The following is a 16,665-nucleotide window of genomic DNA, read 5'->3' on the forward strand; positions in this document are numbered from 1 at the left end:
GAAGGGGATTTGTGCCGGCGCGGTTGCGCCGCGCCGTCCGCGACCCCACACCTGAGCCATGAACGCCCCTTTCAAGCCCGATGCGGCCCCGACCGAAGCACCCCTCTGGGACCTGTCCGACCTCTACGCCTCGCCGACGGACGACCGGGTGGCGGCGGATCTGGAGTCGGGGCGCAAGGCGACGGCCGAACTGAACGGGCTGGAAGGCCAGCTGGAGGCGGCGCGGGGCGATGCGGCGACGCTGGGTCAGCGGCTGGACCGGGCGATCACCCTGTATGAGCAGGCGTCCAACCATCTGGGGGCGCTGGGGGCCTATGCCTTCCTGGCGGCGTCCACCAATCGCGAGGACGGCGCCGCGCAGGGCTTCGAGGCGGACATTCGCCAGAAGGTCACCACCATCGCCGCCGAGACCCTGTGGCTGACGCTGGAGATCAACCGGCTGGAGGAGACCGAGATCGAGGCGGCGCTGACCGCCCATGAACCCGCCGCGCGCTGGCGGCCCTGGCTGCGCCGGGTGCGGGCCAGCAAGCCCCACGAGCTGTCGCCCGAGCTGGAGCGGTTCATCGCCGAGCGCATGCCCGCCGCCATGCAGTGGCCGCGCCTGTTCGACGAGACCCTGGCCGCCCTGCGGGTGAAGGCGGGCAGGGATGAACTGACCCTGGCCGAGGCGCTGAACCGTCTGTCGGACCCCAGGGCGGACCGGCGCAAGGCGGCGGCCGAGGGACTGGACGCAGCGCTGGCGTCGCGGGCCACCACCATGGCGCTGGTGCTGAACACCGTGGCCCAGGAAAAGGCGCTGGAAGACCGCTGGCGCAAATTTACCTATCCGGCCCAGTCCAAGCACCTGATGAACGAGGTGGACGGCCAGGCGGTGGACGCCATGGCGGCGGCGGTGGCCGAGGCCTATCCGCGCCTGACCCACCGCTATTATGCGCTCAAGGCCAGGGCCATGGGCTTGAAGCAACTGAACCAGTGGGATCGCAACGCGCCCATCGAGACCACCGCGCCGCGCGGCTTCGACTGGGGTCAGGGGCGGGCGATGGTGCTGGACAGCTTCAATGATCTGGGGGCCGAGTTCGGCGACCGGGCGCGGGCCTTCTTCGACAACCCGTGGATCGACGGGCGGGCGCGGGCGGGCAAGCAGTCCGGCGCCTATGCGCACCCGGTGACGGCGGACCGCCACCCCTATGTATTCATGAACTGGATGGGCGAGCGGCGCGACGTGCTGACCCTGGCCCACGAACTGGGCCACGGGGTGCACCAGACCCTGGCGGCGGATCAGGGCACCCTGCTGGCCGACACGCCCCTGACCCTGGCCGAGACGGCGTCCATCTTCGCCGAGGGGCTGACCTTTGACCGGCTGCTGGCGACCGCCCCGGAACAGGAAAAGCGCGGCCTGCTGGCCGGGCGCATCGAGGACGGGCTGAACACCGTGGTGCGCCAGATCGCCTTCCACCGGTTCGAGACGCGCTTCCACGACGAGCGGGCGCAGGGCGAGGTGTCGGTCGCCCGCATCGGCGAGATCTGGATGGAGGAGATGGGCGCGAGCCTCGGGCCTGCGGTCAAGCTCAACGATGGATACGAACACTGGTGGGCCTATGTCGGCCACTTCGTGCACTCGCCCTTCTATGTCTACGCCTATGCCTTCGGGGACCTGCTGGTCGCCGCCCTGATGGAGAAGCGGCGGGAGAACCCGGAAGGTTTCGCGCCCCTGTACCGCGAGCTGCTGGCCGGCGGCGGGACGCGGACCTATGTGGAGGCGCTGAAGCCCTTCGGCCTGAACCCGCGCGACCCGGCCTTCTGGGCCACCGGCTGCCAGCGGCTGGAGCGGTTGATCGATGAGTTCGAGGCGGTGGCGTGATCTTGCCATTGTAAATACAAAATCGTAAATACGGGGGCGAGTTTGCGGTTTGAATGGGATGAAGAGAAAGCGCGGCGGAATCTGGCCAGGCACAAGGTCGCTTTCGATGTGGCCATCAAGGTGTTCGAGGACGTCTCGGCGGTCAGCGTTCTGGATCGGGTCGTCGATGGTGAAGAGCGATGGCGGACCGTTGGGCGTGTGGGTCTGACGACGATCCTGTTCGTCGCCCACACTTGGCTGGACGAGAGTGGCGAGGTTTTCGTCAGGGTGATCAGTGCGCGAAAGGCAACCCCACATGAAGTGCAAGGATATGAAACCGGCGACGAGGGATATCTCCGCTGAACTCGCGGTCATCGACGCGATGACTGACGAAGAGATCGACACCAGCGACGCCCCGGAAATCACCGACTGGACCGGCGCGGTGCGCGGCAAGTTCTATCGGCCGACCAAGCAGACGGTAACCATTCGGCTGGACGCCGATGTGGTGGCCTGGCTCAAGGATCGCGAGCCGAAATACCAGACCGCCGTGAACCGCATTCTCCGCGACTATATGACCGCGCAGCGCAAGTCGGCTTGAGCCGCGCGCCCGCCTCGGTATAAGGGCGGTCAGATTCTCGTTTGCCTTCGAAAGATCATCGCATGGCCGCCGACACCCACGAAGCCGATCACGACGCCGAAGCCTATCTGCGCGGCTCCCAGGAAATCACGGAACAGGTCTCCACCTGGCATCTGTTCAACTTCCTGACCAAGTGGGGCTCGCTGTCCGTCGTGGTGGCGGTGCTGCTGTTCACCGTGATGTTCATGCCGAACGGCGGGTTCTTCCCCGCGCTGATTTCCGCGGTGGTGGTGGCGGTCGCCGGCTGGTGGTTCCTGCGCAGCAAGCCTGCTGATCACTAACAGTTATTCTGGCGGGCCCGGCCTTTACGGGCCTTTCTGAAACGTCCTAACGTTCCACTGCTCTGAAACAACAGGCAGGGGGATTCGCTTGGCCGTCGCCATAGCCGTGACGCGCGAACGCCGAGAAGGCGAACCGCGCACCGCCGCAACACCCGATACGGTGAAGAAGCTGACTGCGCTCGGCGCCTCGGTGCTGGTCGAGGCCGGCGCCGGGCTGGGCTCGTCCATTCCCGACGCCGACTATGAGGCTGCGGGCGCCAGGGTGGCCAAGGACTCCAGCGCGGTGCTGTCCAAGGCCGATATCCTTCTGAAGGTGCGCGGCCCCACGGCGCAGGAGATCAGCGCCCTGAAGCCGGGGGCCATTGTGGTGGCCCTGCTGGACGCCTACCGCGAGAGGGACACGGTGCAGGCGATGGCCAAGGCCAACGTCACCGCCTTCGCCATGGAGTTCGTGCCCCGCATCAGCCGGGCCCAGGTGATGGACGCCCTGTCGTCCCAGGCCAATCTGGCCGGCTACAGGGCGGTGATCGAGGCGGCCCACGCCTATGGTCGCGCGTTTCCCATGATGATGACGGCGGCGGGCACCGTCGCCCCGGCCAAGGTGTTTGTCATGGGCGCGGGCGTGGCGGGGCTGCAGGCCATCGCCACGGCGCGGCGTCTGGGTGCGGTGGTCAGCGCCACCGACGTGCGCCCCGCCGCCAAGGAGCAGGTGGAGAGCCTGGGCGCCAAATTCGTCGCGGTGGAGGACGAGGAGTTCAAGGCCGCCGAGACCGCCGGCGGCTACGCCAAGCAGATGTCCGCCGAGTATCAGGCCAAGCAGGCCGAACTGACCGCCACCCACATCACCAAACAGGATGTGGTGATCACCACCGCCCTGATCCCGGGCCGCCCGGCGCCCCGGCTGATCTCGGCCGCCCATGTGGCCTCCATGAAGCCCGGTTCGGTGCTGGTGGATCTGGCGGTCGAGGCGGGCGGTAATGTGGAGGGCTCGAAGCCGGGCGAGGTGGTCAGGACGGCCAACGGCGCCAGCATCGTCGGCTGGTCCAACCTGCCCGGCCGCATCGCGGCGGACGCCTCGGCCCTGTACGCCAGGAACCTGCTGGCGTTCGTGGGCCTGCTGGTGAAGGACGAGGCGCTGACCCTCGATCTGGAGGACGAGATCCTCAAGGCCGCCGTCGTCACCCACGGCGGGACCGTGGTGCATGAGGGCATAAAGGGAGCCTCCTGATGGAACATGTCGACCCCACCGTTTTCCGCCTGGCCATCTTCGTGCTGGCGATCTTCGTCGGCTACTATGTGGTCTGGAGCGTGACGCCGGCGCTGCATACGCCGCTGATGGCGGTCACCAACGCCATTTCCTCGGTCATCATCGTCGGCGGGTTGATCGCGGCGGCGGCCGTGTCTGAGGCCTCCGGCGTCAACGGCTGGATCGCCAAGGGCGCCGGCGTGGCGGCCGTGACCCTGGCCAGCGTCAACATCTTCGGCGGCTTCATGGTCACCCGGCGCATGCTGGCCATGTACCGCAAGAAGGAAAAGAAGGCTTGACCGTCGATGCGGCCCAGATGGCCGCGACAGGCTCGTGGGTGGCCACGGGCCTGGGCATGGGCCTGTGGGTCTATGGCTGGCTGGGCGAGAAGAACCCCATCGCCAAGATGCGGTTTCACGATGCGGGCATGGTGCTGGTGTTCTCGTCCATCATCGTGCGGGTGCTGATCCAGGACCGGGTGATGACCTGGTTCGACTGGATCCTGGTGGTGATTGCGCCGCTGTTCATCGCCGCCGCCCTGTGGCGGCTGAAGCGGACCAGCGGCCTGACAGGTTCGGAGGACCGATGAGAGTTGCGTTGATGATTGCGGTGCTGGCCTTTGCGGGCGGCGCCCAGGCCCAGGCCACGCGCCAGACCGGCGATGGCTATCAGGGCGCCCACTTCGCGGTGGCGGCCCCGGGGGGCGCCAGCTGGACGCTGAACTGCGGGTTCCCGCCGCACCAGATGGCAGGGTCCGGCACGGTCAACCGCTTCGATCTGGACGGTCAGGGCCGCGCGGCCGGGCGCCTGCCCACGTACCGCGCCTGGTGCACCCTGACCAAGACGGGCGGGGAGGGGCCGGTAGGCTTCGCCCTGGTCAAGGACGGAACGCCGACCGCCGCCGGCACCAACGATCCCGCCGAACCGGCGCGGGTCGAAATCTACTGAGACGAATGAGGGGGACGCCGTCGTGAACGCATCCATCGCAGCCCTGGCCTATCTGGCGGCCGGCGTCCTGTTCATCCTGTCCCTGCGCGGGCTGTCGAGCCCGGAGACCAGCCGCCGGGGCAACACCTTCGGCATGGTGGGCATGGGGCTGGCCATCGGCGTGACCCTGCTGACCCTGTGGGGGACACAGGCGCTGGACGGGCTGACGCTGGCGTTGATCGCGGGCGGGGTTGTGGTGGGCGGCGGCGTCGGCGCGGTGATCGCGCGGCGCGTGCCCATGACGTCCATGCCGCAGCTGGTGGCTGCATTCCACAGTCTGGTGGGCATGGCGGCGTGTCTGGTGGCGGTGGGGGCGGTCTATGCGCCCGTGGCCTTCGGCATCGACGACGGGGCGGGGGGCATCAAGACCCTGTCGATCATCGAGCTGGGTCTGGGTCTGGCCATCGGCGCGATCACCTTCACCGGATCAGTGATCGCCTTCGCCAAGCTGAACGGCAACATGAGCGGCACGCCGATCCTGCTGCCGGCGCGGCACCTGATCAACATCGGTCTGGCGGCGGGGCTGGTGGTTCTGATCGGCATTCTGATCGCTACGGGCGGGACGGCGGTGTGGGCCTTCTGGGGCGTATTCGTCATCGCCCTGATCCTGGGCGCGACCCTGATCATCCCCATCGGCGGGGCGGACATGCCCGTCGTGGTGTCCATGCTGAACAGCTACTCCGGCTGGGCGGCGGCGGCGCTGGGCTTCACGCTGGAGAATATCGCCCTGATCATCACCGGCGCCCTGGTGGGCTCGTCCGGCGCGATCCTCAGCTACATCATGTGCAAGGGCATGAACCGCAGCTTCATCAGCGTCATCCTGGGCGGCTTCGGCGGCGACGCGGCGGCGGCGGGCGCCGGCCACGTAGAGACACGCCCGGTCAAGCAGGGTTCGGCCGACGACGCGGCCTTCATCATGAAGAACGCCTCCAAGGTCATCATCGTGCCGGGCTACGGAATGGCGGTGGCCCAGGCCCAGCACGCGCTGCGCGAGATGGCCGACAAGCTGAAGGAGGAGGGCGTGGAGGTGAAATACGCCATCCACCCCGTGGCCGGCCGCATGCCGGGGCACATGAACGTGCTGCTGGCGGAAGCGAACGTGCCCTATGACGAGGTGTTCGAACTGGAGGACATCAACTCGGAGTTCTCCAGCGCCGACGTGGCCTTCGTCATCGGCGCCAATGACGTCACCAACCCGGCCGCCAAGACCGATCCCCAGTCGCCCATCTTCGGCATGCCCATCCTGGACGTGGAGAAGGCGGGCACGGTGCTGTTCGTCAAGCGCGGCATGGCGGCGGGCTACGCCGGGGTCGAGAACGAACTGTTCTTCCGCGACAACACCATGATGCTGTTCGCCGATGCCAAGAAGATGGTCGAAGGGATCGTGAAGGGGCTGTGATCGCCCGCCGAGGCGCCTGAGGGGGCGAGCGCGCGACCATTGCCGAAAGGCTTGTCCTGCAGCATCCTGCGGTCATGTCTGAGCCAAAGACACAGCCTACCGACGCGTCGGTGGCGGACTTCATCGACGCCGTGGAGCCCGCGCGCCGCCGCGAGGACGCCCGCGCCGTCTGCGACATGCTGGCTGAGATCATGGGAGAGGCGCCGGTTATGTGGGGGGCGTCCATCGTCGGTTTTGGCCGCTACACCCAGGTGAACGCCGCGAAGAAATCCGCCGACTGGCCACTCATCGCCTTCTCGCCGCGCAAGGCCAATCTGGTAGTCTACGCCATGGCGGGGGCCAGTGAGCGACCCGATCTGCTGGCTCGGCTGGGCAAGGTGAAGACCAGCGCGGCGTGTCTCTACATCAACCGGCTGGAAGACGTGGACATGGGCGCGCTGCGCGCACTGTGCGAATGGTCCGTGGCGACCATGCGGGCGCGATATCCGGCCGGCTGAGGCCCCCGGCCCTTGCATCGACCCGCCATGCGCGGTTCTGTCACCGGAACGGTGGCGCTTTCCCTGCGTTGCCTGAAGACACCAAATTCTGGAGTTCACCATGCGCTTGTCCACCCTGACCGCCGCCGTATCCGTCTTCGCCCTGATCGCCGCGTGCGGCGGCAGTGGAGAGACGGCCGCCACGACGCAGGCGGGCGGCGCTCCGGTCGAGACGAACGACGCCAACGCCCCGGACCAGCGAGCGGCTTTCGAGGGCCAGACCCGGGCGCCGGGTGTGCAGACCGCGGTTCAGATGACCAGCGAGACGGTCGCCGAGGGGCTGCAGAGCCCATGGGGCGTGGTCGCCTTGCCGGACGGCGGATTTCTGGTCACCGAGAAGCCGGGTCGTCTGCGCCTGATCAGCGCCGGGGGCGAGATCGGCGCCCCGATCACCGGCGTGCCCGCGGTGGTGTCGGATCGTCAGGCGGGGCTGCTGGACGTGGAACTGAGCCCCGGCTTCGCCAGTGACCGGCTGGTCTATCTGAGTTTTTCCGAGCCCCGGCAGGGCGGCAACGGCACGGCCGTGGCGCGGGGCCGCCTGAGCGAGGACGGGACCCGACTGGAGAATGTTCAGACGATCTTCAGCGCCATGCCCACCTACGACAACTTCATGCACTACGGCTCGCGCATCGTGTTCGATCGTCAGGGGCGGATCTATGTGACGCTGGGCGAGCGGTCGGACATCGAAACCCGGGCCCAGGCGCAGGATCTGGGCTCGCACTTCGGCAAGATCGTGCGCATCAACGCCGACGGCTCGATCCCTTCGGACAACCCCTTCGTGAACCAGGACGGCGCCCTGCCGGAGATCTGGTCGTGGGGACACCGCAACGTCCAGGGCGCGGCCCTGCACCCTGAGACCGGCGAGCTGTGGGGCATCGAGCATGGCGCGCGGGGTGGGGACGAGATCAACATCGCGCGAGCCGGGGAGAACTATGGCTGGCCCATCGCGGCCTATGGCATCGAGTATCGCGGCGGCGCCATCGGCGAGGGCAGCACCACCGCCCCGGATACGGTCCAGCCCATCTATTACTGGGATCCGGTGATCGCGCCGGGCGGCGCGGTTTTCTATCGCGGCGACATGTTCCCCGACTGGAACGGCAACCTGCTGGTGTCGGGTCTGGCCGGTCAACATCTGGCGCGACTGGTGCTGGATGGCGAGCGGGTTGTGGGCGAGGAGCGGCTGCTGACCGGGCTGAACGCCCGTATCCGCGACGTGGCGGTCGGGGCGGACGGCGCGGTCTATGTGGTCACCGATGATGCGAACGGTCGTCTGGTTCGCCTGCGCCGGGCGGACTGATCGCCTTCACCCGCGGGGCCGGCTGCGGTAGAACGGTTATGAACGGCCCGGATACAGGGCCGCCGAGGGACATAGGGAAACGCATATGACGCGAGTGGCGATGGTCACCGGGGGCACCCGGGGCATTGGCAGGGCGATCGTTCAGCGCCTGAACGAGGACGGCTTCAAGGTCGCGGCCGGCTATTCCGGCAACATGGCCGCGGCCGAAGCCACGGCGTCCGAGCTGGGCGTCATGGTGGTCAAGGGCAACGTCGGCTCGTACGACGACTGTGCGCGGGCGGTGCAGGAGGTGGAGGCCGAACTGGGCCCCATCGACGTGCTGATCAACAACGCCGGCATCACCCGCGACGGCTTCTTCCACAAGATGAGCCCCGAGCAGTGGTCCGACGTGATCCGGGTCAACATGGACAGCGTGTTCAACATGACCCGCCAGGTGATCGGCGGCATGCGCGACCGTGGTTTCGGCCGGATCGTCAATATTTCCTCGATCAACGGCCAGAAGGGCCAGGTCGGTCAGACCAACTATTCCGCCGCCAAGGCGGGCATGATCGGCTTCACCAAGGCCCTGGCGCTGGAGAATGCGCGCAAGGGCGTGACCGTGAACTGCATCGCGCCGGGCTATATCGACACCGAGATGGTGGGCGCCATGGATCCCAAGGTGCTGGAGAGCATCGTGGCCCAGATTCCGGTCGGAAGGCTCGGAAAAGGTGAGGAAATTGCCGACATGGTGGCGTGGCTGGCAGGGGAACGTGCCGGATATGTCACAGGCTGCACCCTTTCCCTGAACGGTGGTCAGTATCTGGTGGGCTGACACGGCCGCGCCCAAAATCCGCCTTCGCGGCGAGTCATCTGATTGAGAATGTTCGCGGAAACCCGGATCAGCGCTGTGCTGCCGCAGACGATGCTCGCCCTGGCGTGCGTCGCGGTCAGCATGGGCGTGTGGGGGGGGGCTGCGTCCGACGCGCGCGCCCAGCCCCGCAGCAACGTCCAGGCCGAGCAGAGCCAGGGCCTGCGCGACCGGCCGGCTCACGCCCTGGTCGCGCCGGGCCGGTATGTCACCGAGAGCGGCGAGGCGTTCATCCTCGACCACTCCAGCGCACGGCCCCTGCTGCGCTTCGACGACGCCGCCGAAGTCTGGGTGTTGCGCGCCACGCCAGCGCCCCGGGGCGACATCCTCTATCGCAATGACCAGGGCGACGTGGTCCTCCGGTCCACGTCCTCGGGCGGGCTGACGCTATATACCCCCCGCGCGCCTATGGGCGAGCCTGCGTCCCAGGCCGGGCCCGGGACCAGTTTGCGCCGACCGCCCCTGTCGCCCATCCAGCTGGTCAATTTCATGGTGCGCCAGAGCGAGGTGGCCAGCCGGGCTGTCGGGCATCTGGTGATCTTCGAGGCCGAGGAAATCTCGCCCGGTTCCGAAACCCTGGTGGCGGAAGCCGCCGCGGCTGCCGTGGAGGCCCTGACCCGCATGGCGCGCGCCTCCAATCTCCGGGACCAGGCCCGGCAGGTGCGCCGGATCGTCATCACCGAGGGCGCCCGAAACGACGCGGAGTTTTCGCGCGGCTCCCTGATCATCACCGTGGCGCCCCGCGAGGGGCCCGCCGGGCGGCCGTCATCGGCGCGCGTGGTGCGGACCCTGGCCGGCCGCTAGCCGCGAAACTGGTCTTTGGCGGCCCGGAGCGTGGCGAAGGCCGCAGCGTCGGGCGCGCGCAGGAACGGGTTCAGTTGTCTTTCGCGGCCCAGCATCGTCGGCACAGTGGGATGGCCCGCCTCGCGCAGGGCGAAGATGTCCCGGGCATGCGCCTCGAGCGCGCCGCGGCGCTCACCATCCGGCTCGTCGAGGCTGAGGGCGAAGCGCGCGTTGGCGGCGGTGTACTCGTGGGCACACCAGATGCGGGTTTCATCCGGCAGGTCGGACAGGCGGCTGAGGCTGTCGAACATCTGCTCGGGCGTGCCTTCGAACAGCCGTCCGCAGCCCAGGGCGAACAGGGTGTCGCCGACAAACGCTTCCCCGCCTCGCGCATCGATGAAGACGATGTGGCCCAGGGTGTGCCCGGGCGTGTGGATGACATCGAAGCGCGTCTCGCCCAGATCGACCTGCTCTCCGTCGGCCAGAACCTGATCCAGGGCGATGACGCGGGCGGATTCCTCTGGCCCGACGATCTTGCAGCCGGTCTGTTCCCTCACGGCACCGGCGGCCTGGGTGTGGTCGGGGTGCCAGTGGGTGTTCAGGATCAGGTCCAGGCGTTTCCAGCCGGACGCCGCCAGTTCGGCCAGGATGGCGGGGGCGTCCGGCGCGTCCACGGCTGCGACCTCGCCAGAGGCGCGATCGCGGATCAGGTAGCCGTAGTTGTCGGACAGGCAGGGGAATTGACGGATTTCCAGGGGCATCCGCCGAGTCTAGCAGCTAGGGGGCGCCGGGGCCTATAGTGCCGCCATGCGCCGCAGCGTCGATGATTTGAGAGCCTTCTACGGCGAACCGGCCGGCGCCCTGGCGCGGCGGCTGGTGGCGCGACGACTGGAGGACGCCTGGGGCGAGGCGGCGGGCTGTGACGTGCTGGGCATGGGCTACTGCACGCCGTGGCTGGGGGCGTTCGTCGGCGCGCGCCGGGTGGTGGCGGCCATGCCGGGCGGGCAGGGGGTCGAGCGCTGGCCCTCGGTGGGGCGCAACCGAACCCTGTTGACGGACGATCAGCGCCTTCCCTTCGCGGCGGGATCCTTCGACCGGGTGCTGCTGACCCATGCGCTGGAGGAGGCCGATAACGCCCCGGCGGTGCTGGCGGAGGCCGTGCGGGTGATGGCGCCGGCGGGTCGGATCATTCTGGCTGTCGCCTCGCGAGGCGGATTGTGGGCGCGGTCGGAGTCCACGCCGTTCGGTCACGGCCGTCCGTTCAGCCGCCGCCAGCTGGAGGACCTCCTGCGCGATGTGCAACTGGAGCCGCTGGCGTGGTCCCAGACCCTGTATGTGCCGCCCTGGAAGCTGCTGCTGGGCGCGGCCGACGGCTTCGAGCAGGCCGGCCGCATGCTTTTTCCCGCCGCCTGCGGCCTGATCCTGGTGGAGGCCTCGCGCCGAAGCTACGCACCGCGCAAGGTCAGCGGAGGCGCAGCCGTACCGGTGGAGGCGGCGCTGGCGAAAGGCATGCTGACGCCGCGTCCGGCGTCGCGCGGCGCCGGACGGTTGGACGACGGCGGCGAACCCGCCTAAATCGAGCCCATGCGTCAACTCATTCTCATGCGCCATGCCCAGGCACAGGGCTCGTCGCCGGTCGGCGGTGACCGCGAGCGCGCACTCAGTGCGGCGGGCAGGGCGCAGGCGATCGCCGTGGGCGAGGCCTTGCGCGCGCGCGGCGCGGCGCCGGACCTGGCCATTGTGTCGGGCGCGCGCCGTACGCGTGAGACCTGGACGGGGGTGGCCGAGGGGCTGGGCCTTGAGCCTGAGCCCGCGTGGCTGGAGGTCGAGGCCGCGCTCTATAACGCGGATGCGATGACCCTGCGCCGGCATGTGGAAGGGGCGGAGGAGCGGTGCCAGAGCCTGATCCTGATCGCCCACAATCCGGGCGTTCATCAGCTGGCCTTCGACCTGCTCATCGACGGCGGCGCGTCAGGCCAGATTCTGGACCGGGTCCGGCTGGGCTTCGCCCCGGCCACGGCGGCCCTGTTCCTGGTGGATGCAGCGGGACGCTGCACCTACGACGGCATCATCCAGCCGGACGGGACGGACCAGGGGTGACGCCGGTTCACAAGATCCTGACCGCGTCGGACTGGGACGCGGTGCCGCCTGACGGCGCCTGGGGCGGGTCGGCCGTGGATCGGGCCGATGGCTTCATCCACCTGTCCACCGACGCCCAACTGCACGAGACGGCGGCCAAGCACTATGCGGGCCAGAGCGGGCTGGTGATCCTGACGCTGGACGCCGACCACACTCCGCTCAAGGCGCTGATCCGCTGGGAGCCTTCGCGGGGCGGCGCCCTGTTTCCACACATCTATGGCGACCTGCGCGCCGAATGGATCATGACCGCGCGACCGGCGTCGGTGGACGCGGACGGCGTCTTGAGGATTGAACCATGAGCGTGATGGATGATGTGGGCGCGGCGGTCCTGCGACGTCTGGACCCGGAGGCCGCGCACGGCCTGGCCCTGTCGGCGTTGAAGGCGGGGCTCGGTGGGCGCCGTGATCCGCGCGATGCGGTGCTGGCCACGCGGGTGGCCGGGCTGGACCTGCCCAACCCGGTGGGGCTGGCGGCCGGGTTCGACAAGAACGGCGAGGCGCTGCACGGCCTGGCGCGGGCAGGGTTCGGCTTCGTGGAATGCGGCTCGGTCACGCCGCTGGCCCAGCCGGGCAATCCGAAGCCGCGCCTGTTCCGCCTGAGCGAGGACCGGGCGATCATCAACCGCATGGGATTCAACAATGCGGGGCTGGACGCCTTCGCCCGCAATCTGTCGGGCCGCCCGAAGACAGCGGTCATCGGCGCCAATCTGGGCGCCAACAAGGATACCGAAGACAAGGCGGCGGACTATGTGGCCGGGCTGGTCCGGCTGCGCGGTCTGGCGGACTATTTCACCGTCAATGTGTCGTCGCCCAACACGCCGGGCCTGCGCAATTTGCAGGGTCGGGCGGCGCTCGACGACCTGCTGGGGCGGCTTGCGATGGCGCGCGGCCCCGAGCCGCTGTTCCTGAAGATCGCACCCGACCTGACCGAGGCCGAGATCGCCATGATCGTGGAGGCCTGCGTCGCCCACGGGGTGGATGGGCTGATCGTGTCCAACACCACACTGGACCGCCCCGACAGTCTGCGTTCCGCGCACGCGGGCGAGAGCGGGGGCCTGTCAGGCGCGCCGCTGAAGGACAAGGCGCTAACGGCGCTGCGCTGGGCGCACGCGGCGTCGCAGGGGCGGCTGGCGCTGATCGGGGTGGGGGGCATCGCTTCCGGCGCGGACGCCTATGCCCGCATCCGGGCGGGCGCCGCGGCGGTGCAGCTGTATTCGGCGCTGATCTATGAGGGGCCGAGTCTGGTCATGCGCATCCGCCACGATCTGGCGGACAGGCTCAAGGCGGATGGGTTCGGGTCGATTCAGGCCGCCGTGGGCGCGCGCTGAGGCCTACCAGTCGGGCCGGATCGACAGCTGGAAGGCCAGCACGCCTTCGCTGCGTTCGCGTTCGAAATCCCGGCCAACGAGTTCGCGCACCTTGTGCTTGCGATAGACGTAGCCGAACGAGGTCTGAATGTCGCCGCGCCGCCAGGCGACGCCGAGCTGGGCGTCGCCGATAAAGGAACCGGAATCGTGGCTCATCCCCGAGCGGATGAAGTCGCCTTCTCGCGTGCGAGCAAAATTATAGCCCACCGCCCGTCGTGATCCTGCGGCGAAGACGTACCAGCGGCCCTGGTCGTCATCAAAGGCGGTGTCGCCGTCAGGCACCAGCCGCTCCAGGCCGGAACCGATGCGGATGGTGGCGCCTGCCTCGGCCGTACTGCCTTCGCTCCCGACGCCGAACCCGGCGTGGGGGATCACCTCGAACTGCAGACCCGTGTCGGCGTCATAGCCGCGGGAAGGCCAGCCGCGGGTATAGCTGAGACTATAGGCGTCGTCGTCCAGCACGGCGCCGTCGCGCGGGCTGAAGGCGAGGGCGGCGCCGTCCGCGCGCAGCCAGTCGCCCGATCGGCTAAGCCTCAAGCGCTCGACGGCCCCGGCCGGCGTGTCGCGCCAGGCTTCGGTGACGACCTCGCCACGACCCGGGATGAAATCCCGGTCCGGCAGGCGGAATCCACCGCCGAAGCCGCGATCTGCGGCTTCGAAATCCGTGCTGTCGGTGAAATCAGACTGGAAGGAGTCGACGCTCCAGGCGCCCGGCACGGTCTGGGCTTGTCCGACCCAGGTCTGGCAGACCGCAGGCGTAGCAGCGGCGAATACCGCCGCGCCAAGTCCACAGAGAAAGGCGCCTCCAACTCTCATCAACGGCCTCCCTACCGCCAACGATGGGACCAGACTGACGGCGATCGCCGCCCCTGTCACCCCAATTCGCCCGCCGACATCCTTTCACCACAACGCTCCGGGCGCGATGGTGTTCCAAATGTGGCGGCCGTCCGGGAGCGGACGCTGTGGACCTGGGCGCCGTCCTGTCGACCCCGTGATCCAGTTTGCCCGGCCATCGCGACCGGGGCGGGACCGGTCAGACATAAGTCCAAACCGGACCGGTTCCGGTCCGAAGTGAGGATGGCCCCCGTTCAAGACAGGGTGATTACGCCGGCCCTACTGGCAGGCCAGGCACTCGTCGTAATCGGTGCGGGCGGCGGCGAACAGGTCGGGCTGGTTGGGGTCGACCTCGACCTCGACCTTGTCCGCGGAGCCCGCGAAGGACGCGCGCTGAACCGACTTGGAGCGCAGATAGTACAGGGACTTCATGCCCTGCTCCCAGGCGCGCCAGTGCAGCATGTGCAGGTCCCACTTATCCACGTCGCCGGGGATGAACAGGTTCACCGACTGGGCCTGGCAGATTTCCGGGGTGCGGTCGGCGGCCAGTTCGACCACCCAGCGCTGGTCCAGCTCGAAGGCGGTCTTGAAGATGGCCTTCTCGTCGTCGGTCAGGCCGTCCAGGTGCTGGACCGAGCCTTCCTCTTCCAGGATCGAGTTCCACACCGCCTCGGTGTTCAGGCCCTTGGCCTCCAGAACCTGCTCCAGATAGGGGTTCTTGACCGCGAAGGAGCCCGACAGGGTCTTGTGGGTGTAGATGTTGGCCGGGATCGGCTCGATGCCCGCCGAGGTGCCGCCGCAGATGATCGAGATGGAGGCGGTGGGGGCGATGGCCAGCTTGTGGCTGAACCGCTCCATGACGCCGCGGTCGGCCGCATCCTCGCAGGGGCCCTTCTCTTCAGCCAGTACGCGGCTGGCCTTGTCGGCCTCGCGGCGCAGGTGCTTGAACAGGCGCATGTTCCACGACTTGGCCATGGCGGATTCAAACGCCACGCCCTGGGCCTGCAGGAACGAGTGGAAGCCCATCAGGCCCAGACCCACCGAACGTTCGCGCTTGGCCGAATAGACCGCCGCCTTCATTTCCGGCGGGGCGCGGCGGATGAAGTCCTCCAGCACATTGTCCAGGAACCGCATCAGGTCCTCGATGAACCGGGGCTCCTCGCGCCATTCCAGGAAGGTCTCGGCGTTGACCGAGGACAGGCAGCACACGGCGGTGCGATCGATGCCCAGGTGGTCGGCGCCGGTGTGCAGCATGATCTCGCTGCACAGGTTGGATTGCTTCACCTTCAGACCCAGCTCCTGCTGGTGGCGCGGCATGGCCTTGTTCACCGTGTCGGAGAAGATCAGGTAGGGCTCGCCGGTCTGCAGGCGGATCTCGAGGATCTTCTGCCACAGGTTGCGGGCGTCCACCGTCTTGATGACCTCGCCGTTCTTGGGCGAGAGCAGGTCGAAGGTCCGGCCGTCGCGCACCGCCTCCATGAAGGCGTCGGTGATGTTGATGCCGTGGTGCAGGTTCAGGGACTTGCGGTTGAAATCGCCCGAGGGTTTGCGGATTTCTAGGAACTCCTCGATCTCCGGGTGGTGCACGTCCAGATAGACCGCCGCCGAGCCGCGGCGCAGGCTGCCCTGGCTGATGGCCAGGGTCAGGGAGTCCATGACGCGGATGAAGGGGATGATGCCCGAGGTCTGGCCCTGGCCCTTGACCTTCTCGCCGATGGAGCGGACGCCGCCCCAGTAGGTGCCGATGCCGCCGCCGTTGGACGCCAGCGCCACGTTCTCGTTCCAGACCGACTGGATGCCGTCGAGCGAGTCACCCACCGCGTTGAGGAAGCAGCTGATGGGCAGGCCGCGGTCGGCGCCGCCGTTGGACAACACCGGCGTGGCCGGCATGAACCACAGCCTGGACATGTAGTCGTAGACGCGTTGGGCGTGTTCGGCGTCGTCGGCGTAGGCCGTGGCGACGCGGGCGAACATGTCCTGATAGGACTCGCCCGGCAGCAGATAGCGATCTTCCAGTGTCTTCTTGCCGAAATCGGTCAGAAGCGCATCACGCGAGCGGTCGAGCTGGATGCCCTGAACCACGCTCAGCGCCGGCCGGTCAGCGCCCAGGCTGATCACATCGGCCACCTTAACCTTGGGTTCAAAATCCGCCTTCAACGCTTCACCACCAGCCATATTCGTCTAAGCCCTGAACTAATCGGTTATGGAACCTTGCTCCGACCCCAGACACTAAATCTGGTGGCTGGAGCACCCCGCTCGCCTAGATGTATGGGCGCACATCCCTAACGCCCCGTAAAGCACTTGACCGGAGCTTTGTCTGTCGAATCGGTGGAGCGGTTCTCGCAGCCTGTGGAAATTCCCCGGAAACGCGATGTGACAGTTCGAAAAAAGTGATCGCGGAAACATTTCACGAAGCCGTGAATCGGGCGCGCAGGCAGCGCGCGTCCGCGCCGGGAGCGACAGCGCAATAAAA

At 68.0% G+C, this 16,665-nt stretch carries 20 protein-coding genes; 17 read left to right on the forward strand and 3 right to left on the reverse strand.

Annotation, left to right across the window (positions count from 1 at the left end):
* Nucleotides 1-58 precede the first annotated feature (58 nt).
* From ACK4SE_RS00190 to ACK4SE_RS00250, 13 genes are all read left to right on the forward strand, one after another.
* Nucleotides 59-1,861 (forward strand): M3 family oligoendopeptidase, encoded by a 1,803-nt coding sequence (locus tag ACK4SE_RS00190; RefSeq protein ID WP_409686992.1) that lies wholly within the window; start codon nt 59-61, stop codon nt 1,859-1,861.
* A 42-nt stretch (nt 1,862-1,903) separates the two neighbouring features.
* Nucleotides 1,904-2,203 (forward strand): BrnT family toxin, encoded by a 300-nt coding sequence (locus tag ACK4SE_RS00195; RefSeq protein WP_409686995.1) that lies wholly within the window; start codon nt 1,904-1,906, stop codon nt 2,201-2,203.
* Nucleotides 2,204-2,222: 19 nt separating this feature from the next.
* The gene (locus tag ACK4SE_RS00200) at nt 2,223-2,438 is read left to right on the forward strand and encodes a BrnA antitoxin family protein (protein ID WP_409686997.1); all 216 of its coding nucleotides are present in this window, start codon (nt 2,223-2,225) and stop codon (nt 2,436-2,438) included.
* 62 nt (nt 2,439-2,500) lie between these two features.
* On the forward strand, nt 2,501-2,758 hold the full coding sequence (locus tag ACK4SE_RS00205) for an aa3-type cytochrome c oxidase subunit IV (RefSeq protein ID WP_409687000.1): 258 nt from the start codon (nt 2,501-2,503) through the stop codon (nt 2,756-2,758).
* 88 nt (nt 2,759-2,846) lie between these two features.
* Entirely contained in the window at nt 2,847-3,986 is a 1,140-nt protein-coding gene (locus tag ACK4SE_RS00210) for a Re/Si-specific NAD(P)(+) transhydrogenase subunit alpha (protein ID WP_409687003.1), read from the forward strand.
* Nucleotides 3,986-4,303 (forward strand): NAD(P) transhydrogenase subunit alpha, encoded by a 318-nt coding sequence (locus ACK4SE_RS00215; RefSeq protein ID WP_021698104.1) that lies wholly within the window; start codon nt 3,986-3,988, stop codon nt 4,301-4,303. Before ACK4SE_RS00210 ends, ACK4SE_RS00215 begins: the two co-directional genes overlap by 1 nt.
* Complete coding sequence (locus ACK4SE_RS00220; protein WP_409687006.1) at nt 4,300-4,593, forward strand: hypothetical protein; 294 nt, start codon at nt 4,300-4,302, stop codon at nt 4,591-4,593. Before ACK4SE_RS00215 ends, ACK4SE_RS00220 begins: the two co-directional genes overlap by 4 nt.
* Nucleotides 4,590-4,952: a hypothetical protein gene (locus tag ACK4SE_RS00225; RefSeq protein WP_409687009.1), complete on the forward strand. Its 363-nt coding sequence runs from the start codon at nt 4,590-4,592 to the stop codon at nt 4,950-4,952. The genes ACK4SE_RS00220 and ACK4SE_RS00225 overlap by 4 nt, the downstream gene beginning before the upstream one ends.
* A gap of 22 nt (nt 4,953-4,974) precedes the next feature.
* The gene (locus tag ACK4SE_RS00230; protein WP_409687012.1) at nt 4,975-6,390 is read left to right on the forward strand and encodes an NAD(P)(+) transhydrogenase (Re/Si-specific) subunit beta; all 1,416 of its coding nucleotides are present in this window, start codon (nt 4,975-4,977) and stop codon (nt 6,388-6,390) included.
* Between the two features lie 74 nt (nt 6,391-6,464).
* Nucleotides 6,465-6,887, forward strand: a complete 423-nt coding sequence (locus ACK4SE_RS00235) for a DUF1801 domain-containing protein (protein ID WP_409687014.1) — start codon at nt 6,465-6,467, stop codon at nt 6,885-6,887.
* 100 nt (nt 6,888-6,987) lie between these two features.
* Nucleotides 6,988-8,223 (forward strand): PQQ-dependent sugar dehydrogenase, encoded by a 1,236-nt coding sequence (locus tag ACK4SE_RS00240; protein WP_409687017.1) that lies wholly within the window; start codon nt 6,988-6,990, stop codon nt 8,221-8,223.
* 85 nt (nt 8,224-8,308) lie between these two features.
* Nucleotides 8,309-9,034 (forward strand): acetoacetyl-CoA reductase, encoded by a 726-nt coding sequence (phbB, locus tag ACK4SE_RS00245; RefSeq protein ID WP_409687020.1) that lies wholly within the window; start codon nt 8,309-8,311, stop codon nt 9,032-9,034.
* Between the two features lie 48 nt (nt 9,035-9,082).
* Nucleotides 9,083-9,874, forward strand: a complete 792-nt coding sequence (locus ACK4SE_RS00250) for a DUF4908 domain-containing protein (protein ID WP_409687022.1) — start codon at nt 9,083-9,085, stop codon at nt 9,872-9,874.
* Here the strand turns inward: ACK4SE_RS00250 and gloB are convergent.
* Nucleotides 9,871-10,614, reverse strand: a complete 744-nt coding sequence (gene gloB / locus ACK4SE_RS00255) for a hydroxyacylglutathione hydrolase (protein ID WP_409687025.1) — start codon at nt 10,612-10,614, stop codon at nt 9,871-9,873. The genes ACK4SE_RS00250 and gloB overlap by 4 nt on opposite strands.
* Before the next feature lie 46 nt (nt 10,615-10,660).
* On the opposite strand from gloB, the gene ACK4SE_RS00260 reads away from it, so the two are divergent.
* The 4 genes from ACK4SE_RS00260 to ACK4SE_RS00275 are packed head-to-tail and all read left to right on the forward strand — an operon-like array spanning nt 10,661 to nt 13,319.
* Nucleotides 10,661-11,428 (forward strand): class I SAM-dependent methyltransferase, encoded by a 768-nt coding sequence (locus ACK4SE_RS00260; RefSeq protein ID WP_409687028.1) that lies wholly within the window; start codon nt 10,661-10,663, stop codon nt 11,426-11,428.
* Nucleotides 11,429-11,437: 9 nt separating this feature from the next.
* Entirely contained in the window at nt 11,438-11,953 is a 516-nt protein-coding gene (locus ACK4SE_RS00265; protein WP_409687031.1) for a SixA phosphatase family protein, read from the forward strand.
* Complete coding sequence (locus tag ACK4SE_RS00270) at nt 11,950-12,291, forward strand: DUF952 domain-containing protein (protein ID WP_409687034.1); 342 nt, start codon at nt 11,950-11,952, stop codon at nt 12,289-12,291. Before ACK4SE_RS00265 ends, ACK4SE_RS00270 begins: the two co-directional genes overlap by 4 nt.
* On the forward strand, nt 12,288-13,319 hold the full coding sequence (locus ACK4SE_RS00275; RefSeq protein ID WP_409687037.1) for a quinone-dependent dihydroorotate dehydrogenase: 1,032 nt from the start codon (nt 12,288-12,290) through the stop codon (nt 13,317-13,319). The genes ACK4SE_RS00270 and ACK4SE_RS00275 overlap by 4 nt, the downstream gene beginning before the upstream one ends.
* Nucleotides 13,320-13,322: 3 nt before the next feature.
* On the opposite strand, the gene ACK4SE_RS00280 is transcribed toward ACK4SE_RS00275, so the two are convergent.
* Nucleotides 13,323-14,174, reverse strand: a complete 852-nt coding sequence (locus ACK4SE_RS00280; protein ID WP_409687040.1) for a lipid A-modifier LpxR family protein — start codon at nt 14,172-14,174, stop codon at nt 13,323-13,325.
* A 297-nt stretch (nt 14,175-14,471) separates the two neighbouring features.
* Nucleotides 14,472-16,367, reverse strand: coding sequence for a ribonucleoside-diphosphate reductase subunit alpha (locus tag ACK4SE_RS00285; protein WP_409687043.1), 1,896 nt, complete (start codon nt 16,365-16,367; stop codon nt 14,472-14,474).
* Between the last annotated feature and the right edge of the window lie 298 nt (nt 16,368-16,665).

This window comes from Brevundimonas sp. (assembly GCF_046293315.1).
Classification (GTDB): domain Bacteria; phylum Pseudomonadota; class Alphaproteobacteria; order Caulobacterales; family Caulobacteraceae; genus Brevundimonas.

Excerpts from the sequence above, each read along its gene's own strand:
- ACK4SE_RS00275 (WP_409687037.1), top strand. The coding sequence starts at position 12,288 with ATGAGCGTGATGGATGATGTGGGCGCGGCGGTCCTGCGACGTCTGGAC.
- ACK4SE_RS00225 (WP_409687009.1), top strand. The coding sequence starts at position 4,590 with ATGAGAGTTGCGTTGATGATTGCGGTGCTGGCCTTTGCGGGCGGCGCC.
- ACK4SE_RS00240 (WP_409687017.1), top strand. The coding sequence starts at position 6,988 with ATGCGCTTGTCCACCCTGACCGCCGCCGTATCCGTCTTCGCCCTGATC.
- gloB (WP_409687025.1), bottom strand. The coding sequence starts at position 10,614 with ATGCCCCTGGAAATCCGTCAATTCCCCTGCCTGTCCGACAACTACGGC.
- ACK4SE_RS00190 (WP_409686992.1), top strand. The coding sequence starts at position 59 with ATGAACGCCCCTTTCAAGCCCGATGCGGCCCCGACCGAAGCACCCCTC.
- ACK4SE_RS00265 (WP_409687031.1), top strand. The coding sequence starts at position 11,438 with ATGCGTCAACTCATTCTCATGCGCCATGCCCAGGCACAGGGCTCGTCG.
- ACK4SE_RS00215 (WP_021698104.1), top strand. The coding sequence starts at position 3,986 with ATGGAACATGTCGACCCCACCGTTTTCCGCCTGGCCATCTTCGTGCTG.
- ACK4SE_RS00260 (WP_409687028.1), top strand. The coding sequence starts at position 10,661 with ATGCGCCGCAGCGTCGATGATTTGAGAGCCTTCTACGGCGAACCGGCC.
- ACK4SE_RS00235 (WP_409687014.1), top strand. The coding sequence starts at position 6,465 with ATGTCTGAGCCAAAGACACAGCCTACCGACGCGTCGGTGGCGGACTTC.
- ACK4SE_RS00285 (WP_409687043.1), bottom strand. The coding sequence starts at position 16,367 with ATGGCTGGTGGTGAAGCGTTGAAGGCGGATTTTGAACCCAAGGTTAAG.
- ACK4SE_RS00280 (WP_409687040.1), bottom strand. The coding sequence starts at position 14,174 with ATGAGAGTTGGAGGCGCCTTTCTCTGTGGACTTGGCGCGGCGGTATTC.
- ACK4SE_RS00205 (WP_409687000.1), top strand. The coding sequence starts at position 2,501 with ATGGCCGCCGACACCCACGAAGCCGATCACGACGCCGAAGCCTATCTG.
- ACK4SE_RS00250 (WP_409687022.1), top strand. The coding sequence starts at position 9,083 with ATGTTCGCGGAAACCCGGATCAGCGCTGTGCTGCCGCAGACGATGCTC.
- ACK4SE_RS00200 (WP_409686997.1), top strand. The coding sequence starts at position 2,223 with ATGACTGACGAAGAGATCGACACCAGCGACGCCCCGGAAATCACCGAC.
- phbB (WP_409687020.1), top strand. The coding sequence starts at position 8,309 with ATGACGCGAGTGGCGATGGTCACCGGGGGCACCCGGGGCATTGGCAGG.